This is a genomic window from Mangrovimonas futianensis (assembly GCF_021245805.1).
Classification (GTDB): domain Bacteria; phylum Bacteroidota; class Bacteroidia; order Flavobacteriales; family Flavobacteriaceae; genus Mangrovimonas; species Mangrovimonas futianensis.
The window spans coordinates 204,220-224,154 of record NZ_JAJJNF010000005.1; the positions used below are offsets into that span (position 1 = coordinate 204,220).

Below are 19,935 nucleotides of genomic sequence, written 5' to 3' on the forward strand. Positions count from 1 at the left end.
CATTTGGGAGTTTACATTTTGAAAGCCATTATTATGAAGTACCTTTGAATAAAAGATTTTATATGAAATTTGGAAGTGTAGATAACCCAGAAAACATTGACTTTACATTACCTCCAGATCATATAGATACAAGCAGAGTGCTGAATTTGGCCAAGGATGATAATGAACCGGAATATTATGTGGGCTGCGCCAAATGGAATAGGGCAGATTTAAAGGGATTTTATCCCAGAGGCACCAAGGATGAACTGTCTTATTATTCGCGTCAGTTCAATTCCATTGAGCTGAATGCTACTTTTTATAGAATTTTTCCTCCTGAGCAGTTTGCGACTTGGTATGAAAAAGTCCCAGACCAATTTAGGTTCTTTCCTAAAATTAATCAGGAAATAAGTCATTGGAAGCGGTTAAATGAGGTAAAGACTGTGGTTGATGATTATTTACACAGTGCTTCACAACTCAAGGAAAAACTAGGAACGGTCTTTTTACAAATGCACAATAATTTTTCACCTAGGGATTTTGACCGGGTAATTGGTTTTGTAGAATCATGGCCTAAAGAAATTCCGCTTGCCGTGGAGTTTAGACATACCGATTGGTATAATGATGAAGCTGTTGCCAATCAGGTTTATGATTTGTTGGAGAAAAATGATGTAACAAATATCATCGTGGATACTGCAGGTAGGAGGGATTTAATGCATATGCGATTAACAAATCCCAAGGCATTCATTAGATATGTTGGTGCTAACCACCCGAGTGACTATAGTCGTCTTGATGATTGGATTGCACGCTTAAAAGAATGGAAAGAACAAGGCATTAAGGAAATTGATTTCTTTGTTCATCAAAATATTGAAAAAGAATCTCCTTTATTGTCCACTTATTTTATTAAAAAATTGAATCTGGAGTTGAATGCCAATTTAAAAATTCCAAATGATTCAGATCAACAAAAATTATTATCATTATGAGATTCCACACCAGAAAATGGGTGAAACCAGAAGACCTTAATCCCAATGAAACCCTGTTTGGGGGGCAACTACTAGCTTGGATTGATGAAGAAGTAGCTTTGTATACAATAATCCAGTTAGAAAATTCTAGGGTAGTTACCAAATATATGTCTGAAATCAATTTTATGAGTTCTGCCAGACAAGGAGATATTATAGAACTTGGAATCGAGGTCATTAAATTTGGGAAATCCTCTTTAAGTTTAAGATGTGAAGCCAGAAATAAAATGACTAGGGAAACTATTTTAACGGTTGACAATATTGTTATGGTAAATTTAGGTAATGATGGGAAACCGAAACCACATGGAAAGACTGAAGTCGAGTTTGTAAAAAACCGGTTGTCTTAACAAGGTTTAAGATATTTTTGGAAGAGATTAACATCTTTGAATGTAGTATAATTCGTAAATTTATAGAAATTAACACTTAATTTATAACCATTAACATGATGAAAAAATCACTTCTATTATTCATGGTTGTGGCTACCATTTTCTCTTGCGGTTCTACCAAAACAACAGGAGTTTCTAAAAAAGTCATGAAAGGATATTGGAGCTTAAATTCCATAACCTATAGCGAATCAGGAGAATTTAATGTCAACCTCTTAAATGATGCCGAACAAGCATGTTTTGAAGGTAGTACATGGCGTTTTATCCCAAATAACAATACGGGGAACTATACGTTAAGCGGTATGGATTGTGACTCATCTGTACGCAACTTTGTCTTTAGTATTCAAACTATTGATAAGGATACAGGTTTGTATGATTTTATGTTAAAGCCTACCAATGCAAAACATAAATCTGAAACCAATCAAGGATTTAGACTTAAGTTAGCTCAATTGTCTGAATCAAATATGCAATGGCAACAAACCGTGACATTGGATGATGGAAAACCTTTTACAATATTTATGAACTTTACTAAAACAAGCGACTAATGAAAACTTATTTAAAACAAATAACAACAATGGTAATTGCCGTTTCGGTAATGTTTACCATGACCAATTGTGAATCGGTTCAAAACGCAAATAATAAGCAAAAAGGTGCTGCCATAGGTGCTGCTAGTGGTGCTATTATTGGCGCTATAATTGGTAACAATGCCGGTAAAGGAGGGAACGGTGAACTAGGGGCTGTTATTGGTGGCGTCATTGGAGGTGGAGCAGGAGTTCTTATTGGTAATAAAATGGACAAACAAGCCCAAAGAATTGAAGATGAAATACCAGGGGCTCAAGTAGAAAGAGTGGACAATGGAATTGTAGTTACATTTGATGAAAATAGCGGTGTTTATTTTGATACTAATAAATACAATATCAACTCTGCCTCTCAAGTGACTCTTGATAAGTTGTCAAAAGTACTTAAAGAGTATCCAGATACAAATGTATTAGTAGTGGGACACACAGATAGCACTGGTGATGCCTCTTATAACATGACTTTGTCTAAAAATCGTGCCAACTCAGTTCGCGATTATTTTGTAAGTCAAGGTTTAAGTAGTTCAAGATTTACCACCAACTGGTTTGGAGAAACACAGCCCATGTATGACAACGGAACTTCTGAGGGAAGATCAAAAAACAGACGTGTGAATTTAGCAATTTTACCAAATGAAAAAATGGTGGAAGACGCTAAAAACGAAAGTGGAAATTAGGAGAATCCTAAATTATAGAAATAAAAAAAAGAGCAGTTATCTGCTCTTTTTTTTATTTTATTACGTTTGGATCGAAATTTTGAAGTTCAAATATTTCTAGTTTGAAATAAGGAACAGCAGCCAAGAGATGATCGAAAATATCAGCCATAATGTATTCGTAATTTTCCCAACGTTTATCAGAGCTAAAAGCATAGATCTCCAAAGGTATTCCCTGTGGAGTTGGAGCCAATTGTCTGGTCATGATGGTCATGTCCTTATTTATAGCCGAATGACCTTCTATGTAATTTTGAATGTATTTTCTAAAAACTCCAAAATTGGTCAAATTGCGACCATTGATTAAAACAGATTTGTCTATGTTCTTTTCTCTATTATAATGATTGATGTCTTCTTGTCTTTGGGAAACATAATCTGATATCAATTGAATTTTCCTTAAATCATCAATTTCTTCCTGAGCTAAGTATTTAATTGAAGTCGCTTTAATAATGATGGCTCGTTTAATTCGCCTTCCTCCAGAGTCAGACATTCCACGCCAGTTGGTAAATGCATCGGTCATTAGGGACCCTGTTGGAATATTAGTTATGGTCTTATCAAAATTCTGAACTTGGATGGTATTTAAATTGATTTCAATAACGTCTCCATCCGCACCATATTTTTCCATGGTAATCCAGTCACCAATTCTTACGGTATCGTTTACAGCCACATTGATGCTGGCTACAAATCCTAAAATAGTATCCTTGAAAATTAAAAGTAATACTGCTGAAGCAGCACCCAGAGTGGTGAAAAATTGAATAAGAGTAATATCTGTAATGATAACAAAACAAAAGGCAATACCTACAATCCAAACACCTAACATGCCTACTTGTACATAGCTGTCAATAGGTTTATCCTTTAAGGAAGGAATGGTTTTGAAATAGGATTCGAGGGTTTTAAGGATGCTCCTTAAAATCCAAATAAACAATAAAACACCGTAAATTTTCAATAAAGTTTCAATAGGCTGCTCTACTGATGGATAGTCATTGAATACAATCGGAAATAGCTCGATGGTTAAAAGCAAAGGCACTAAATGTGCTAAGTTTCTCGGAGCTTTGTGTTTTATTAAGAGGTTATCAAATTGAGTTGTAGTACGATCTGCAAATTTACTGAATGCCTGAACTAAAATCTTCCTAGTGATAAAATCAGTCGTAAAAATTAAAATAACCAATAAAATCAAAAGGGAGAGCATATTTAAAAAAGTAGCACTAGTTTCGCTCAGGCCCTTTTCAATAAATAGGTCATAAAAGAAATGAGTCAAATTATTCATGTGTTAGGAATTTTTGAGATACTTAGCATCTACAAAAAAGGTACCCAATGGAATAATAGATCCTAAAAGCACAATTCCAGTTTCCTTGGTATTCCAGTTCCGCTCTTTACTAATTAAAATGGCCAAAGCTATGTAGCCTATAAAAAGAAGTCCATGAGGCATTCCCAATAACTTGACATACTGTTCGTCACCATGCCAATATTTTATGGGTACAGCTACAAAAAGTAATAAAATATACGAGATACCCTCTAGAAAGGCTAATATTCTAAAAATTGTCAGACTCTTTATTTTCATAATAATAATTTGTGCTGCAAAAATATAACCTTTTAGGCTGATAGGATTTCTAACTAACAAAAAAAGCAACCTAATGGTTGCTTTTTTATGTTTTCGTTAAGAAGATTTATAGGTTCTCATCACAATGATGGGAAAATAGTATTTTGGTTAATTTATAATCATAACTAACCGTTTTTAGGCATTCTTTAGTTCTATATTTATACCAAAGCTTATAGGTGTAGCCATCCTTTTGGAAAACTTTAACCTCTTTAAAATTGTCGTCTTGAAGCTTTCTGTATACAGAGGTGGCGGGACCATTCACGTAAGTCTGATAATTGTCGTGATTTCTTTCATTGTCGTTAGAATGATGGAATTCTCCTCTATTGTTTGAGTGATTCTGATTTCCTCTAGATTTATTACAATCTAAATCAGGAACATTGACTATTGATTTCACTTTACCATCACTTACCCTCACTGTGACACATTTGTTCTTTCGGTTATTCCACCAATTTTGATAGGAATTATACCCAGATTTTTCAGTTTTTATCCAATCGTAACCACGATTTCCCATTTCGTTATCAAGAGAACTAGCTCTCATATCAACCAAATCTTTAAGGTCATAGGCGGTTTCTTGAGAAAATGAAATAAAAACGGTAAAGAAGAAAAGAATTAATAAGCTTGTTTTTTTCATGGAATTATTATTTAAAATTACACCTTCCTAAGTTAATCTTTTTCTTAATTAAAGTGCTGATATATTTTAGATTATTTTATCTGTTTTCATCGCAATGATGAGAAAACAAAATCTTTGTCAATTTATAATCGTAGCTAACCGTTTTAATGCATTCTCTGGTTCTGTTTTTATACCATAACTTATAAGTATAGCCGTCTTTTTGGAAAATTTTAATTTCTCTAAATCCGTCATCCTCTAGTCTACGATATGCTGTCGTGGCTCCTTTATTAATATAAGATGTGTAATTAGTGTGCGTATCTTCATGATCATAGGAATCATAAAAATTTCCTCGGTTTCTATTATTTGAGTATCCTCTATTATTTGAATAACCTCTGTTATTTTCATCACAATGATGAGAATATAAAACTTTGGTTAATTTATAGTCATAACTAACTGTTTTAAGGCATTCATTAGTTCTGTTTTTATACCACAGCTTATAGGTGTAACCATCTTCTTGGTGCGTTTTTATTTCATGAAAACCATCATCTTCTAACTTACCATAAGCAGAAGTAGCTGAATTATTTACATATCTACTATAATTGTAATTTGTTTTTTCATTGTTATCATGGTAGAAGGAATTGCCATTATTTCGATGATTATTGGAATAATTTCTATTGGATTTATTACAGTCAAAGTCGGGTGAATTAACAATAGATTTAATCCTACCATCAGAAACTCTAACTGTTACACACTTATCTTTTCTCGAATTCCACCAGTTTTGGTACGCGTTATATCCAGACTTTTCAGTTTTTATAAACTCATAACCATGGTTTTTCATTTGATAGTCAAGGTTGCTCGCCCTCATATCGATTAAACTTTGTAAATCTGAGGCTGTTTCTTGAGCAGATAATTGGTAGTTTGCTATGAAAACAAATAGCAAAAGCGGTAAAATTAAAAGTTGGTTTTTCATGATAATTTCAATTGATTAAAATTTATAAGAATTTGCTTGATTTTATTTCGTTACATATTGTTGGTTCCTAATTGGTAAATGATTTTTTTCAAAATCTAATAGAGGTAGTTTGGAGGGGATAATTTTGATAGTTATAAAGTTACAATTTTTTTTTCCTACAAAAAACATTAAAAAATTAGTAATTTGTTATTAATCTGAGCATTCTTTGCCCATAGTGTAATTGAACCTAGTTTTTTTTGAGAAGTTTACATACAAGAGGAGTCACTTAACGGATTAATTATTCTCCTATCGATTAAATATGCATTAATTCCTTCATTATGATATATTTGACTTGCTATTAATAATCCCTTTGTAAGCTATTGACGATTATGGTTTTTTACCCAAAGAATACCGTAAAGTACTTCTTGTCAGTTTTTATTGTAACTGTGGTTTCTTCCTTTGCATGGGCTCAATCAACCCCCATTCCAGATACCAATTTTGAACAGGCTCTGGTGACCCTGGGTATTGATACCAATGGAATGACAGGAGATATTTTGAATTGTGATGCTGAAAATGTGACCACCCTTAATATTTTTGACAATTTTATTCACAATCTTGATGGTATCGAAGCATTTATAAGTTTAAGACATTTGAATGTTTATTCCAATAATTTGGAAGAAGTTGATTTAAGTCAAAATATAGATTTAAAATCTATAGATATCAAAGACAATCAGTTAAACGCTTTAAATATTCTGGCCAATTTAGAGCTGGAAGAACTTGACATCAGTAATAATAACATTTCCAATTTAGATGTTTCCAATAATCTCAACTTGGAATATTTATCCTGTAATTTAAATAATTTGTCTTCATTAGATGTTTCGGGAAATCCTGGATTGGAGTTTTTGTTATGCTATGGAAATAATTTAAACACAATCGATGTCTCATTGAATACCAATCTAAAGAGCTTATTTGTTGGCACCAATGATCTTTCAAATTTAGATATTAGCAATAATACTTTGTTAGAAATATTAGATTGTTCCCAATCCAATATATCCAATTTGAATTTAGATAATAACCCAGCATTATCATATTTAAACTGCTCAAATAATGGTTTAACCAGTTTAAATGTGAGCAGCAATCCACTATTGGAGAAAATTCTTATGTTCAATAATGAGGTTACAAATATCGATTTAAGTAGCAATCCACAATTAAGTTTGTTTTATGCAGCTAATAATCAATTGACATCCTTGGATTTATCAGATAATGGGGTTTTGAGGAGAATACAGTGCCAGAATAATGAATTGACAACTGTTGATTTAAGAAATGGCAATAATGGGAATATTGTTGAATTTAACATGTCAGGTAATGAGTCTTTGTCATGTATTATGGTCGATGAAACTACAGCCGTAACTCTTGCTAATTGGAACATAGGCGGTAATACATTTTTTGTAGCTAATGAAGAGGAATGTGCTACTCTTTCGGTTAAGGAGGTTGAATTAGATAATACCATTCGCATTTATCCAAATCCAGTTATGGATACTTTAACGATTTCTAATGCTCCTAATGACAGTGTTTTGGAGATTTTTAGCTTAAGAGGCGATTTAATTTTTCAACAAACATTACCTTTGCAGTCTTCTACGGTGAATGTCTCGCAACTATCAGCAGGAATCTATATGGCTTCAATTCACAATAAGGAATCAAAGACCATTAAAAAGCTGGTGGTCAAGTAAAAAAAAAGGAGAGAGCTATTATGAAAATTCTCCCTCCAAATAAACTTGATCAAATTAGGAATGGGTTACTATTATTTAAAATCCCCTTTAAAAATAAATTCCTTTTGATCTTTACGCTTTCTAACTTCTTCTAATTCGGATTCTTTTAAGTCTTCTGGAAGTTTATCAGGATCTCCGCCATAAAATCCAATGGCTGCAGATGTCGCTATATGATAATCCTCAGGTAAATTAAATTCCTTTTTTGCATCTTGATGTTTTACACCTCCCATTTGATGGACCGCAATTCCCATGGATTGTGCCTGAATACTTAGTGTAGCCATAAACAATCCTACATCATGAAGTGCATGAAAATTTTCATTGCCATTTGGGTTTTTGGTATTGTAAGCTGTAAGAAGAAGGATAGGGGCATTTTTAACCCATCCTTGATTAAAATCACTTAAAACATTATAAATTCTTTCGTACGTTTCACTTCCTTTTTCTCCCCAAATAATGGCCCATGGTTGCAGATTATTGGAGCTTGGAGCCCATCTACCTGCTTCAAAAAGCGTTTTCATGTCTTCTTCGCTAACCATTTGCTCATCAAAAACCCTAGGACTCCATCTATTTTTTATTAATGGATGGATATCATGGGATACGGGTGTTTCTTTGTTTATTGATTTTTTTATTTTTTCCATGAGACTAAAATACCAATTATTATAGAGTTTTTAAGGCAATCGTTAAAATCCTTGTGTCAATTTTTGATGCTTTTGTTTTTTTAAAAAGAATTTCGATATTTCTTTGAATCTGTCATTTTTATTTTGAACTTTTGCTTGTTCAAAGTCATAATTATTTTCTGTTTTTATAAGACACCAAATTATATGACAAATAAAAATAGATGCTTTGAGTCCCTTTAAAAAAGAAAATCTTTTTACTTCAAAACTTCTTTATCAAATAGCCTTCCTTTCAAGCGTGTTAGGTGTGTTGATGTTTTTGCTGGATTTTGGTTATGACAAATCATTGGAGATCCAAAGAATTTTCAATACGTTTTATTTTGTGGTTATAGGTTTGGGAATTGGCGTGACCATTCTGAGATATATTGAGAAGCTAAAAGAAATTAAACGGTCAGTCATTATTTTTGACGTAGTTACTATCCTAATTACGCTAAATATCCTATACGCTCATTTTTTGGGAGAAGAGGCTCACAAGCATATTTCTTTTTTATACAATGACAATTGGGTAAAATTTGCTATCCTATTAACCTTTATAAGGGAGTTTTCAGAACAAAATATTAGTTACAAAAAAACCTTGATGAATCCCGCTCAGTTGTTTATCATGAGTTTTTTTGGAATCATTTTGGTTGGGACTTTATTACTTATGCTCCCGAATGCAACTTATGAAGGGTTATCATTTTTAGATGCTTTGTTTACTTCTACAAGTGCTGTTTGTGTAACGGGGTTAATTGTGGTAGATACAGGTAGTTATTTTACTGTTTTTGGACAATCAGTTATTCTAGCACTTATTCAGGCAGGTGGTATTGGGATATTGACAGTGGCCAGTTATTTTAGCTACTTTTTTAAAGGAGGCTCTAGTTATGAAAACCAGCAGACGTTAAGTGACATGACAGGAGCCAATAAGCTGGGAGAGGTATTTACAACCTTTAAACGGATTTTGGCCATTACTTTTTCTATCGAAATTGTGGCTTCAGTTCTCATTTTTGTTAGTGTTCGAAAGGATCTATTTGAAAGTTTTTTTGAAAGGATCTTTTTTTCAGTTTTTCACAGTATTTCAGCTTTTTGTAATGCCGGTTTTTCCACCTTGTCGAATAGTATTTATGAAGAAGGATTTAGGTACAACTATGTGCTCCAACTTGTATTAATTGTAGCCTTTGTTCTGGGTGGATTGGGTTTTCCTATAGTGGTAAACCTTTTGAAGTATATCAAGTATTTCATTAATAGAAAGGTATTCTATTTATCAGGAATGGAAGAAACCTATAAACCCTGGGTATTACACATCAATAGTAGGATATCCTTGGTGACAACGGCCATTTTAACCATAGTCGGGACTATAGCTTTTTTTATTGATGAGTATAATAATACTTTGGCAGAACATAGCGCATTTGGAAAGTTTGTAACCGCTTTATTTGGGGCAACTACACCCAGAACCGCTGGATTCAATACCATAGATATGGCCGAATTACATTTTTCTACGGTCATGTTAATCTTTTTTCTGATGTGGGTGGGAGCTTCACCAGCATCTACTGGAGGAGGTATTAAAACCAATACGTTTGCCATAGCAACCCTAAATTTTTTGAGTTTGGCAAAAGGAAAAACCAAAATCGAAATTTTTAGGAGAGAGATTGCAGAAATTTCAGTGAGAAGAGCCTTTGCAGCCATTTCTTTATCGCTTATGGTGATTGGAACAGGGATTATCTTAATTTCCATTTTCGACAAAGACATGAAATTATTAGATATCGCTTTTGAATGTTTTTCAGCATATAGTACGGTTGGTTTAAGTCTCGGTATTACTGCTGCATTGAGTCCTCTTAGTAAATTTGTCATCATTGCGATTATGTTTATTGGGAGAGTAAGTATGTTGACTATTCTTATCGCACTATTTAAAAAGGTGAAACAGAAGAATTACAGATACCCTACAGAGGAAATTACAATCAATTAAAAAGATTTTGTTATGAAATATATTGTTGTTGGATTAGGAAGTTTTGGATCGGCTCTAGCCGTCAAACTTACCGAACAAGGCAATGAGGTTATAGGTATTGATACTAGTATGGATAAAGTGGAGAGCTATAAGGAGAAGATTTCCCATACCATTTGCATGGATGCCACAGATGAGTTTACCGTGTCTGGATTGCCCCTTAAAGATACTGATATGGTAGTTATAGCCATTGGTGAGAACAGAGGTGCCAATGTAATGGCAACAGCTCTTTTTAAAAACATGAATGTGAAAAAGTTGGTTAGTAGAGCTATTGATTCCCTTCATGAAAAAGTATTGTATGCCATCGGTGTACATCAAATAGTTCATCCGGAACAAGAATCGGCGGAAAGATGGGCCAAAAAATTATGTCTCAAGGGAATTTTGGATTCCTTTGAGTTAAGTGAGGAATTCAGTATTGTTGAAATTAATGTGCCAACACAATTTTATGGCAAAACCATAAAGGATATAAATATTAGAGAAAATTTCAATCTGCTCATATTGACCACCATGTCCGCTTCCGAAGAAAAGAATTTATTAGGTACCTCAAAGCAAGTTTTCAAGGTTCATGGAGTGGCCGATCCCAACTATGTGCTTCATAAGGAAGATATTTTGGTAGTCTACGGTGCCAAGAAAGATATCAATAGATTTGTACAATCTAAATAGTTTCGTTTAACATCAATAAAATCTTCTAGGGCAGCAACACTTCGTGGGTATGTTTTTTCATATTCTCAGCCATTTTTTCAATAGGCAAATCATCGGAATCCCAACCAAACGGATCTTCTATGGCTTCAGCAATAAGTTCTAAAGAAGCCAATACATAAAAAACAAAAGGTACTGCTAAAGCGACAAAATACCCTAAAGAAAACACATATCCCATGGGTAAAGTAGCGACATAAAAAACAATAAACTTTTTTAAGAAGGTACTGTAAGAATGGGGGATAGGTGTATTTTTAATTCGTTCACAAGCACCACAGATATTGGTAAATCCTTCCAATTCATTATTTACAGCTAATAACTGTTCACCTGAGATAATCCCTTGTTGATATAAGATATTCGTTTTTTTAAATAGGAGTGAGGCTACTTGATTGGGAGCGTGCTTCTTTTTACTGAAGGCATCTCCAAGTTCTGGGTGTTCATTTTCATCCAACATGAAGGTTGAATAATCAGACCTTAAGAATGCATACAAACTTTGGGAATACATGGGAATCGCTTTTCTATAAAAATGACGATTTGCTTTGTCATCTTTAGGGAGTAAGGCATTCATTTTAAGGGCTAAATTTCTACTGGTATTGGTAAGGGCGCCCCATTGCTTTCTGGCTTCCCACCAACGATCATATGCCGTATTGGTTCTAAAAACCAATAGTAAGGATAATGCAAAACCCAATAAATTATGTACTACGGTAATGTTCTTTACCCAGTGTTTGGCTGATAGATTAAAATATTCCAATTCTAAGTAGGCAACACCATATGAAAAGGCGGCTGTAATAAACAAATAGGGAGTCAGTTTTCTTAACGTATCTGATTTATGAACATAAAATACAGCCTTAAACCACTCTTTTGGGTTATATATTTCCATAGAAACAAATATAAAAAATGAGAACAATTTTAGAAATATAGAATCGGAACGGATGGTGCAAAAGAAATATATAATTTTGTTTAACAAAAAGTTTAAAAAGTTAAACTAAATTTGTATATTTATACTGTAAATAAGTTAGTTGATATTTATAATGATTGATCCCAAGTAATTTGGATGAGCATTTAGTTTTTTGATTGATGGGTTTATTCTTCCTATAGAATAGTTGATTAATGAGTTTTTTAAAAGCGGTCTAAAACAAGGTTTAGGCCGCTTTCCATTTTTTAATTTATTGAAGTTTCATAAATTGAAGTTAAACAATTAATTTGCCTAGGAAAATAATACCATGTTTAGTAATTTTAAAAAATCAAAATAATTTAATAGTTAAATCCAACAAATAATATGAGTAAACAAGCTTTATTACAACCATATCAATCAAATAATTTAGATTTAAAAAATAGAGTGGTGATGGCTCCTATGACACGCAGTAGAGCCAATAATCCAGAGAAAAAACCAACAGAAGATCTTCAAGGGCTTTATTATCAACAGCGAGCAAGTGCTGGTCTAATTATTTCTGAGGGATCTCAGGTGTCTGAAGAGGCTGTTGGCTATATAAACACACCAGGTATACACAGTAAAGAGCAGGTTGAGGGATGGAAATTGGTAACAGATAAAGTTCATAATGAAGGAGGAAAAATTTTTATTCAGTTATGGCATGTGGGTAGAATGTCTCATCCAGATTTTCATAATGGTGATTTGCCATTGGCGCCATCGCCTATAAATCCGAATGCCCAATCTTACACACCAGAAGGATTCAAAGATACAGTTGCCCCCAAGGAAATGACCAAGGAGGATATTCTGCGAACCATTAATGATTTTAAGCAGGCAGCAAAAAATGCTATGGAAGCTGGATTTGACGGGGTAGAAATACATTCATCAAACGGATATTTATTTCACCAGTTCTTCAACGCCACATCCAATACGCGTATAGACGAATATGGTGGAAGTATAGAGAACAGAGCGCGTTTCTTTTTCGAGGTTTTAGATGCTATTAAAGAAGTGATGCCAGAGCAAAAGATAGGGGCCCGTTTTAATCCGTCTTTAAATGGTGTTTTCGGAATGACAATGGATGAAGAAACCATACCAACCTTTGAATATATTATTAAAAAATTAAACGATTATGACTTGGCTTATATACACCTTTCAGAACCGTTTACAGATGTTTCGGATATATCATATGCGGTGACGGAAATAGCCAAACATTTTAGACCGCTTTATAATGGAACTTTGATTATTAACTCTAATTTTGATCAAGAAAAGGGAAATCAGGTCATTGAAAATGGGGATGCGGATTTAGTAGCATACGGAAAACCTTTTATTTCAAATCCAGATTTAGTGGAACGTTTCGCCAATAATTTGGAATTGACCGAATGGAATCAAGATACTTTTTATACGCCAGGAAAAGAAGGATACACCGACTATCCAAAAATTTCTAAGCTAGCAGCTTCTTAAAAAGCATATAAATAATACATAACGAAAGTACTACCTCAATTGATTTGGGTAGTACTTTTCTATGATTCACCTGATTATTTAACTACTAAAAATTTAGTAATTATAGAATCATTTAACCGAATACGCATTATATAAGTCCCTTTTGAAATGTAATCAAGTTTTAAGGTGATGCTGTTGTCTACATAATTGAAATTTTCTTTATTATTGAATTCTTGCACCAGAGTGCCATTACTTGTAAATATGGAAATATTTAGGTTTTGGATTTCATTGGAATGAAACTTTAAGTGAACTTCATTTGAGGCTGGGTTTGGAAATATGCTAATCAATTCTTTTGGTTCTGAAGAATCAGGTAGATTTAAAAAATCTAAAATTAATTCTTCTTCAGCCATCAATTCGGGCGCTGATTTCCCATGAGCCACCCACAAATCATACAGCTCTTGCCCTTTGGAATTGGTTTCATTAAAATTCAATAAAAAATCAATATATTCTTTTGAAACAGTTTGATAGAACAACTGGACCACAACTTTATAAGTGTTTTCTGGGATCTCAAAATAGGTAATGTCCCAGTAGGAGCCGTCTTCATAAGAATATCCCACTGGTGCAGCTTGAATGGCTTCAAAATTAGCATTTGTAAAGCCTCTTGGAGGAATACGATTGTCTTTAACAATTAGGTTGTTTAGTGCAAAATGAAATGATTCGCCAGGGTTATAAGTGTAGCTGGTTGTACTATTAGCATTGGCAATTTCAGCTACTTCTTCACTAATGCCCAATTTTGCCTCATAAATTTTAGTGTTTTCTAAATCCAAAACTGCTGTTTCCGAATCATAAGAACCAGATTCAAATAATACATTATTGTTAGTGTCATAAGCTACCAAATGAATCCACATACGTCTTCCTTCTGGATATCCAGATGGTAACTTATGGCCGGTCTCATTGGTTATTTTTACTTCAATTTCTAAATCATCATCCATAATGGCTTGCAGATCCATGGTTGCCGCATGTTGAAGCATATATTGAGCCCTTAGAATACCATCATCAAGGGCAGATTGATCCACATTACTATCATTACTGTATAAATCTTTTATCAATAAGGGAACAAATGTATTTCCTCCAGTGAGGTCATGCTGTCCCAAATCATTTCTTATAGGAGAAAAGGATTTATTGGAACCTTTCCCTGTTACTTCCTTCATATGACAATCCTGACAGGATATGACACTTTCTAGGTTACCTCCAAATGCATCTGAAACCACTCCTGTTTCTGAATTATAGGCACTCATTTTCCATTCGCTAAATGTACGCTCAACGGGAAACATTTCATATGTGTCAAAATTGCTGGAAGGCAATCCTAATGTATTCGGTAAATAAGTGCCATCAGGTTGTTTTGAATAAACCGGATTGCTTACATCATGACAAGTAGCACACATATTTGAGGAGGTGTGAAACTCAGAATACATGGTAGCATGATTGGATTGAACATTTTCATAAGGCCCCCGTCTGATATCCTCAGAATCTATAACATACATCCCATTACCATGAACAGAAGGAACATTGGTAAGGTTTTCCATATATGTCACATCGTTGGCTATAGAGCTCATAGGGTCAACCATCTTGTGACAAACATGACATTGTACGCCTTGTCTATCATTTGTAGTAAGGGCAGAGCCATCAGTTGGGGTAGAGCGGCCCTCCAGCCATCCTCCTGGAGAATGACATCTGATGCACAAATCACCAGAAAAAGCAGCATCTTGATTTGAAATAGTCAATGAAGCCTCAAATAAGGGATCCCGCATACTATGTGCCATCATGCTTCCACGCCATGTAAAAGCAGGTTCAGCATTGGTATCATAATTACCGTGGCAATTATCGCACATGTTGGGTGAAGCAAATGTTCCCGATTGTAAGGGTTGGGATCCAGGCATAAAAAAGTCGTCTATAGTAGTAGGTACATAGAAACCTTGAACTCGATTGGAAACCCAGCTGGTGAAGATGAAGACCAAAACAACTAACGCAACCAATTTCAATTCTAAATGTTTCATAATCACTTAGTTTAAACTGTTTTGTGTAAGGGGAAGTCTTATAAAGTTATGTAGCGAAAACTTAATTTCCTATGATAAATATCATTTTAATTAGTAGGTTAATTTTTAGAGTTCAAATCGTTCTTTGATATGAAGAATATTTTACAAACCCCTGTAGTTTGTCGAATTTTTTTGAACCTATTTTCGGTTAATCGTGTATTTTTTTAGTTCATAAGATTTTTTATGTGGCGTTTAGTTAATCAATTAATTTTAAACCGATTAATTAAATAATACCTCATGAAAAAGTTATTATTATTCCTTGTTTCCATCACTATGTCTGCTACTTTTCAGACGGTTCATGCGCAAGATAGGGCTCAAGTTTTGGAAGAAGTTCCATTTGATTACATGACCAGAAATCCTATCTATGATTATACCGAAAGTCAGTTGAGCAATACCGACAGTATCCCTGATTTTCAATCCAAGGAAAATCCATTAAAAATTACAGGTACTGTTTATAAAAGTGATGGTGTGACGCCTGCTCAAGATGTCATTGTTTTTATTTATCAGGCCGATGAAACTGGTATGTATGATGTCAATTACGATAGACAAAAAAAGTATGTGAAGCATAGAGGTTGGGTCAAAACAGACGCTAATGGTTCTTATACGTTTTACACTTTTATTCCGGGTTCTTACCCTCATAGTAAAGAATTACGATTGATACATCCTACTATTAAAGAAGAAGGAAAAGAAGCTTATGGGTTACCTTCTTTTGTATTTGATGATGATCCCTATTTAACTAAAATGTGCCGTAAAAAATTGGCAAAAAAGAACTTGGATATTATCCTGAAAACTGAAAAAATGGGTGATATGTATGTGGCTAATAAGGATATTGTATTAAAGGAAAACGCAGAATTATTTAAATAGATTTGTTTAATAATTATGATGATGTGAAACTTCTTAATGAAAATTAAGAAGTTTTTTTATGTCCTATTTTTAATGAATTAGTTTATTTTTCTCAAATCACTTTTCAAAACAACCTGATTCTTTACCCATTTGAAGATGGTAAAAAGGGAGCCAACAGTGATTAAACCTGTTGCCAATAAGATGATAGGCAATGGATTTGCAAACGTGTCTCCAGTTGTAAAAATGATTAGTATTAGTAGCACCGAAAGCGGTAAGGACATTGCTAATAGACCTAAGGCAAATTGGTTGTCAAAAGATTTTTGATGGTCGGGCAAATCCATTTCTTTAGCAGATATAGATGAAATATGAGCAAAAGGCCAAAAGCTGCAGGCACTCAAGCCAAAGGCTAACATAAATAATACATCTTGATTTGTTTGGATTTTTAATGCTGCAACCACACCGGCAATTAGAAGTAAACTTATGCCATAGCGCAGCATAAGTAAAGAAAATACCTGTCCCAGTTGTTTCTTTTTAATTTTTACAGCCAAACCAATAAACAGTAAGACCAAGGGTGTCATTATCGAACTCAATCGGTTTAAATTTTCTTGTAAAAACAGTGGTAAATCAGCAAGTGAAATACCCGAAACCAGCAAAATCAAGGCTAGGATAATCAAAAGATTAATGGGTTCAAATAACATGACCTTCACCAAGGTTTTTAATCGTGTTAAATCAGATTCTTGTTTGTTATTCTTATTACGGTAATGCCATTTGATGGCAACCAGATATAAAATAAAAAGAACAAAGAACTTATTTCCCAAATCGGTCATAGCGGCCTTGGCCAAATAAGGTTCACCTAAAAATTCTAAAATAAACGGAAAGCATGATAATCCGGGAGCTAAAGAAGGAATTAGCAATTTGGCTGTATTTGCAATGGATTTATTTTTGATTCCAACCAAGTTTAATAGGGCTGGGGTAATGACAAATAAAAACAGATTAAAACTTAAGGCAAAAAGCGGCAGAAGCAACAACTCTAAATGCAATGAAATCTTTAATAAGGCTACGAAAATGGTGCAGGGGAGAGCCACCAACAAAATAATCTTCTTTAATCCGTTAACTTCCTCGGCATTATTGAATTTAGATTTTAATAGCAACCCAATAATGATAAAAGTAACGAATGAAAGTGCTTTTATGATGGCTTCAGACATTAGACAAAAATTTCATCCATCGCCTTGGTGAATATTTCCATTTCTTTCATGGTTCCCATACTCACACGACACCAGTTTTTATCCCAGAACTTAAAGGCTCTTACGCCAACCTGTCGGCCATAAATTTCTTTTAGAAATGAATTCCCATCCATATCGATTTCAAAAATCATAAAATTGGTTTGCGATGGTAGGTATTTAAATCCTTTTTTCTCCAAATAATTCTGAGTATATGCTCTGGCTTCAGCAATTTTGGTTTTGGTCATGTCTAAAAATTCTTGACCTTTTAAACTCGTGGTAGCAGCCATAATAGATGGGCCAGTGATACCCATACCGCCACGGGTAATGTTATTAATGCGGTTTATGGTTTCTTCTTTTCCAACCAAGTAACCAATTCGTAATCCAGCCATTCCATGGATTTTTGAAAAAGTTCTAGCCACCATAACGTCATGGCCTTCACTCACTAAGGACACCATACTATCAGCTATGCCATTATTTGAAAGTTCTATATAAGCTTCATCCACAAATACAGGAACTTTTTTGGATACCGTTTTGCAAAAGGTTTTTAAATCTTCAGCATTGGTAATAGAACCCGTTGGGTTATTTGGGTTACAGATATATACCAATTTGGTTTGATCGTCCACCGCTTTTTCCATTGCCTTTAAATCATGTTGGGAATCGGACAGTAACTTATAGGATTTCCATTGACCTCCAACTGATTTTGAAACGTTAATCAAAGACATATAACTAGGGTCGGCACTTATCACGTCCCCGCCATTTTGAAAAAAGACCATGGCTACTTTTTCTAGAATATCAGAAGAGCCAGGAGCCATTAAAATCTGTTTGGGTGAGACGTTTTCCTTTTCAGCAATCATGCTTATTAAATCATTAAGGGTCTTCCACGCATATCTATTTCCCGAAAAAACGTCTTCCTGAAAAGCTTTAGCAGCAAGGGGTGGAGGCCCATATGGGTTTTCATTGGCTCTTAAAATGGCTTTTAATTCGGGATCCAAAAACTTGGGAGGCGTAAATTCATTGAAGCTGTTGGTCGTTGGAAAAAGGTATTTGGTTTGGTTGGTTTGTGCTGTCTCTACAGCATGGGCCCAAATATCGGAAGGCATTAAGGCCAATCCTCCCAATGTTAAAGCGCCTTTTTTTAACCAATCACGCCTACTTAAGTTAGAAGTTTTCATGATGAGTGCTTTGAATTAAATGAACTAATTTAGATGATTAGATGGAAATAATCTGTTAAAATTAATTTTAATTAAAAAATAAATTAACAGATAGGGTTATTTGCTTCATTTTTCACATTTCAAATGGTAGCATTCTTTATTTCCTAAGGTGTAAGGATCTTTAGTCTTGGTTTTTTACTGGCTATCAATAAATTGAGATTAATTTTTCGTAAATTTAGAACACATCATTTAAAATTTATTCCAATGAATCATTACAGTGTTAAAGCTTACGGAGCTGAATCCGCAGAAACTGATTTGTTGCCCCTACAAATAGACAGAAGAACCGTCACTAATACGGACGTGAAAATCGATATTTTATATTGTGGTGTTTGCCATTCTGATTTGCATTTTGCAAAAAACGATTGGGGCATGACACAGTATCCTGTTGTCCCCGGACACGAAATTGTAGGTAGGGTAGTAGAAGTTGGCTCTAAGGTATCTAAGCACAAAGTAGATGATATTGTAGCGGTAGGTTGTTTGGTAGATTCCTGTAGAACCTGTCAAAACTGTAAAAACGATTTGGAACAATATTGCCCAGAATGGGTGGGTACCTATGGTGGCTATGACAAACATCTTGAAACCAACACCCACGGTGGGTATTCTGAAACTATAGTGGTTGATGAAGCTTTTGTGTTGAGTGTGCCAGAGAATCTTGATTTAGCAGGAATAGCGCCTGTTTTGTGTGCTGGTATTACCACTTGGTCGCCATTGCGTCATTGGAATGTTGGGAAAGATAGTAAGGTAGCTGTTGTGGGCCTCGGTGGCTTGGGACATATGGCTATTAAACTAGCCAATGCCCTAGGAGCTCATGTTACATTGTTTTCACGGTCAAAAGGGAAAATAGACGACGCCAAAAAGTTGGGAGCACATGACGTAGTCATTTCTACGGATGAAGCCGCCATGGAACAAGTCATGGGTAAATTTGATGTTATAATTGATACAGTTCCTTATGTACATGACTTAAACCCATACGTAAACACTTTGAACACAAATGGTACTTTGGTGGTAGTTGGGTATTTAGGCCCCTTAGATCCTATGTTGGTAACGGTTCCCATGATAATGGGAAGAAAGAGTGTGGCTGGTTCCTTGATTGGAGGTATCGCAGAAACACAAGAATTACTTGACTTTTGTGGAGAACATAATATAACATCTGATATAGAGGTTATTAAAATTCAGGATATTAATAACGCATATGAACGCATGTTGAAAAGCGATGTCAAATACCGTTTTGTAATCGATATGTCAAGCTTGAAGAGCTAACTGT

Annotated in this window: 19 protein-coding genes; 10 read left to right on the forward strand and 9 right to left on the reverse strand. The window is 34.4% G+C overall.

The window, feature by feature from the left end:
• The first annotated feature begins 62 nt into the window (after positions 1 to 62).
• The 4 genes from LOK78_RS09935 (at position 63) to LOK78_RS09950 (ending at position 2,624) form a co-directional block, all read left to right on the forward strand.
• Positions 63 to 956 carry a DUF72 domain-containing protein gene (locus LOK78_RS09935; protein WP_232634783.1) on the forward strand — a complete coding sequence of 298 codons (894 nt, stop codon included), beginning with the start codon at positions 63 to 65 and terminating at the stop codon, positions 954 to 956.
• Positions 953 to 1,339: an acyl-CoA thioesterase gene (locus tag LOK78_RS09940; RefSeq protein WP_053969973.1), complete on the forward strand. Its 387-nt coding sequence runs from the start codon at positions 953 to 955 to the stop codon at positions 1,337 to 1,339. Before LOK78_RS09935 ends, LOK78_RS09940 begins: the two co-directional genes overlap by 4 nt.
• Positions 1,340 to 1,437: 98 nt before the next feature.
• The gene (locus LOK78_RS09945) at positions 1,438 to 1,920 is read left to right on the forward strand and encodes a lipocalin family protein (protein ID WP_232394786.1); all 483 of its coding nucleotides are present in this window, start codon (positions 1,438 to 1,440) and stop codon (positions 1,918 to 1,920) included.
• Complete coding sequence (locus tag LOK78_RS09950; RefSeq protein WP_232634784.1) at positions 1,920 to 2,624, forward strand: YiaD family glycine zipper/OmpA-like lipoprotein; 705 nt, start codon at positions 1,920 to 1,922, stop codon at positions 2,622 to 2,624. Before LOK78_RS09945 ends, LOK78_RS09950 begins: the two co-directional genes overlap by 1 nt.
• 52 nt (positions 2,625 to 2,676) lie before the next feature.
• On the opposite strand, the gene LOK78_RS09955 is transcribed toward LOK78_RS09950, so the two are convergent.
• The 4 genes from LOK78_RS09955 to LOK78_RS09970 all read right to left on the reverse strand — a co-directional run bounded on the left by LOK78_RS09955 (position 2,677) and on the right by LOK78_RS09970 (position 5,837).
• Positions 2,677 to 3,924 carry a mechanosensitive ion channel family protein gene (locus tag LOK78_RS09955; RefSeq protein ID WP_166958423.1) on the reverse strand — a complete coding sequence of 416 codons (1,248 nt, stop codon included), beginning with the start codon at positions 3,922 to 3,924 and terminating at the stop codon, positions 2,677 to 2,679.
• A 3-nt stretch (positions 3,925 to 3,927) separates the two neighbouring features.
• A complete protein-coding gene (locus LOK78_RS09960; RefSeq protein ID WP_232634785.1) occupies positions 3,928 to 4,218 on the reverse strand; it encodes a DUF3817 domain-containing protein in 291 nt (96 codons plus the stop codon).
• Between the two features lie 106 nt (positions 4,219 to 4,324).
• On the reverse strand, positions 4,325 to 4,888 hold the full coding sequence (locus tag LOK78_RS09965) for a hypothetical protein (RefSeq protein ID WP_166958419.1): 564 nt from the start codon (positions 4,886 to 4,888) through the stop codon (positions 4,325 to 4,327).
• A 76-nt stretch (positions 4,889 to 4,964) separates the two neighbouring features.
• On the reverse strand, positions 4,965 to 5,837 hold the full coding sequence (locus tag LOK78_RS09970; RefSeq protein ID WP_232634786.1) for a hypothetical protein: 873 nt from the start codon (positions 5,835 to 5,837) through the stop codon (positions 4,965 to 4,967).
• A 404-nt stretch (positions 5,838 to 6,241) separates the two neighbouring features.
• Here LOK78_RS09970 and LOK78_RS09975 point away from each other — a divergent pair, with 404 nt between their 5' ends.
• Positions 6,242 to 7,546 (forward strand): T9SS type A sorting domain-containing protein, encoded by a 1,305-nt coding sequence (locus LOK78_RS09975; RefSeq protein ID WP_232634787.1) that lies wholly within the window; start codon positions 6,242 to 6,244, stop codon positions 7,544 to 7,546.
• A gap of 71 nt (positions 7,547 to 7,617) precedes the next feature.
• On the opposite strand, the gene LOK78_RS09980 is transcribed toward LOK78_RS09975, so the two are convergent.
• The gene (locus LOK78_RS09980) at positions 7,618 to 8,220 is read right to left on the reverse strand and encodes a nitroreductase family protein (protein WP_232394678.1); all 603 of its coding nucleotides are present in this window, start codon (positions 8,218 to 8,220) and stop codon (positions 7,618 to 7,620) included.
• A gap of 289 nt (positions 8,221 to 8,509) precedes the next feature.
• On the opposite strand from LOK78_RS09980, the gene LOK78_RS09985 reads away from it, so the two are divergent.
• Together LOK78_RS09985 and LOK78_RS09990 are read left to right on the forward strand one after the other, a co-directional pair.
• Positions 8,510 to 10,198 carry a TrkH family potassium uptake protein gene (locus LOK78_RS09985; RefSeq protein ID WP_232634903.1) on the forward strand — a complete coding sequence of 563 codons (1,689 nt, stop codon included), beginning with the start codon at positions 8,510 to 8,512 and terminating at the stop codon, positions 10,196 to 10,198.
• A gap of 12 nt (positions 10,199 to 10,210) precedes the next feature.
• A complete protein-coding gene (locus LOK78_RS09990) occupies positions 10,211 to 10,897 on the forward strand; it encodes a potassium channel family protein (RefSeq protein WP_232634788.1) in 687 nt (228 codons plus the stop codon).
• Between the two features lie 25 nt (positions 10,898 to 10,922).
• On the opposite strand, the gene LOK78_RS09995 is transcribed toward LOK78_RS09990, so the two are convergent.
• Complete coding sequence (locus LOK78_RS09995; protein ID WP_232634789.1) at positions 10,923 to 11,810, reverse strand: bestrophin family protein; 888 nt, start codon at positions 11,808 to 11,810, stop codon at positions 10,923 to 10,925.
• Positions 11,811 to 12,209: 399 nt separating this feature from the next.
• Between LOK78_RS09995 and LOK78_RS10000 the strand changes: the two genes are divergently transcribed.
• Positions 12,210 to 13,319, forward strand: coding sequence for an alkene reductase (locus LOK78_RS10000; protein ID WP_232634790.1), 1,110 nt, complete (start codon positions 12,210 to 12,212; stop codon positions 13,317 to 13,319).
• A 74-nt stretch (positions 13,320 to 13,393) separates the two neighbouring features.
• Here the strand turns inward: LOK78_RS10000 and LOK78_RS10005 are convergent, their stop codons facing one another.
• Positions 13,394 to 15,355, reverse strand: a complete 1,962-nt coding sequence (locus tag LOK78_RS10005) for a T9SS type A sorting domain-containing protein (RefSeq protein WP_232634791.1) — start codon at positions 15,353 to 15,355, stop codon at positions 13,394 to 13,396.
• Positions 15,356 to 15,631: 276 nt separating this feature from the next.
• Between LOK78_RS10005 and LOK78_RS10010 the strand changes: the two genes are divergently transcribed.
• Positions 15,632 to 16,258 (forward strand): dioxygenase family protein, encoded by a 627-nt coding sequence (locus LOK78_RS10010; RefSeq protein WP_232634792.1) that lies wholly within the window; start codon positions 15,632 to 15,634, stop codon positions 16,256 to 16,258.
• A 77-nt stretch (positions 16,259 to 16,335) separates the two neighbouring features.
• Here the strand turns inward: LOK78_RS10010 and LOK78_RS10015 are convergent, their stop codons facing one another.
• Both LOK78_RS10015 and LOK78_RS10020 read right to left on the reverse strand, forming a co-directional pair.
• Positions 16,336 to 17,442: an AEC family transporter gene (locus LOK78_RS10015; RefSeq protein ID WP_232634793.1), complete on the reverse strand. Its 1,107-nt coding sequence runs from the start codon at positions 17,440 to 17,442 to the stop codon at positions 16,336 to 16,338.
• Complete coding sequence (locus LOK78_RS10020) at positions 17,442 to 18,632, reverse strand: pyridoxal phosphate-dependent aminotransferase (RefSeq protein ID WP_232634794.1); 1,191 nt, start codon at positions 18,630 to 18,632, stop codon at positions 17,442 to 17,444. The genes LOK78_RS10015 and LOK78_RS10020 overlap by 1 nt, the downstream gene beginning before the upstream one ends.
• A gap of 243 nt (positions 18,633 to 18,875) precedes the next feature.
• On the opposite strand from LOK78_RS10020, the gene LOK78_RS10025 reads away from it, so the two are divergent.
• Positions 18,876 to 19,931 (forward strand): NAD(P)-dependent alcohol dehydrogenase, encoded by a 1,056-nt coding sequence (locus LOK78_RS10025; RefSeq protein WP_232634795.1) that lies wholly within the window; start codon positions 18,876 to 18,878, stop codon positions 19,929 to 19,931.
• The last annotated feature ends 4 nt before the right edge of the window (positions 19,932 to 19,935 follow it).

Coding starts and splice junctions, on each gene's coding strand:
- LOK78_RS10000 (WP_232634790.1), top strand. CDS start 12,210: ATGAGTAAACAAGCTTTATTACAACCATATCAATCAAATAATTTAGAT.
- LOK78_RS09990 (WP_232634788.1), top strand. CDS start 10,211: ATGAAATATATTGTTGTTGGATTAGGAAGTTTTGGATCGGCTCTAGCC.
- LOK78_RS09965 (WP_166958419.1), bottom strand. CDS start 4,888: ATGAAAAAAACAAGCTTATTAATTCTTTTCTTCTTTACCGTTTTTATT.
- LOK78_RS10025 (WP_232634795.1), top strand. CDS start 18,876: ATGAATCATTACAGTGTTAAAGCTTACGGAGCTGAATCCGCAGAAACT.
- LOK78_RS10005 (WP_232634791.1), bottom strand. CDS start 15,355: ATGAAACATTTAGAATTGAAATTGGTTGCGTTAGTTGTTTTGGTCTTC.
- LOK78_RS09995 (WP_232634789.1), bottom strand. CDS start 11,810: ATGGAAATATATAACCCAAAAGAGTGGTTTAAGGCTGTATTTTATGTT.
- LOK78_RS09985 (WP_232634903.1), top strand. CDS start 8,510: ATGTTTTTGCTGGATTTTGGTTATGACAAATCATTGGAGATCCAAAGA.
- LOK78_RS09970 (WP_232634786.1), bottom strand. CDS start 5,837: ATGAAAAACCAACTTTTAATTTTACCGCTTTTGCTATTTGTTTTCATA.
- LOK78_RS09955 (WP_166958423.1), bottom strand. CDS start 3,924: ATGAATAATTTGACTCATTTCTTTTATGACCTATTTATTGAAAAGGGC.
- LOK78_RS10015 (WP_232634793.1), bottom strand. CDS start 17,442: ATGTCTGAAGCCATCATAAAAGCACTTTCATTCGTTACTTTTATCATT.
- LOK78_RS09940 (WP_053969973.1), top strand. CDS start 953: ATGAGATTCCACACCAGAAAATGGGTGAAACCAGAAGACCTTAATCCC.
- LOK78_RS09935 (WP_232634783.1), top strand. CDS start 63: ATGAAATTTGGAAGTGTAGATAACCCAGAAAACATTGACTTTACATTA.
- LOK78_RS10020 (WP_232634794.1), bottom strand. CDS start 18,632: ATGAAAACTTCTAACTTAAGTAGGCGTGATTGGTTAAAAAAAGGCGCT.
- LOK78_RS09960 (WP_232634785.1), bottom strand. CDS start 4,218: ATGAAAATAAAGAGTCTGACAATTTTTAGAATATTAGCCTTTCTAGAG.
- LOK78_RS09945 (WP_232394786.1), top strand. CDS start 1,438: ATGAAAAAATCACTTCTATTATTCATGGTTGTGGCTACCATTTTCTCT.
- LOK78_RS09980 (WP_232394678.1), bottom strand. CDS start 8,220: ATGGAAAAAATAAAAAAATCAATAAACAAAGAAACACCCGTATCCCAT.
- LOK78_RS10010 (WP_232634792.1), top strand. CDS start 15,632: ATGAAAAAGTTATTATTATTCCTTGTTTCCATCACTATGTCTGCTACT.
- LOK78_RS09950 (WP_232634784.1), top strand. CDS start 1,920: ATGAAAACTTATTTAAAACAAATAACAACAATGGTAATTGCCGTTTCG.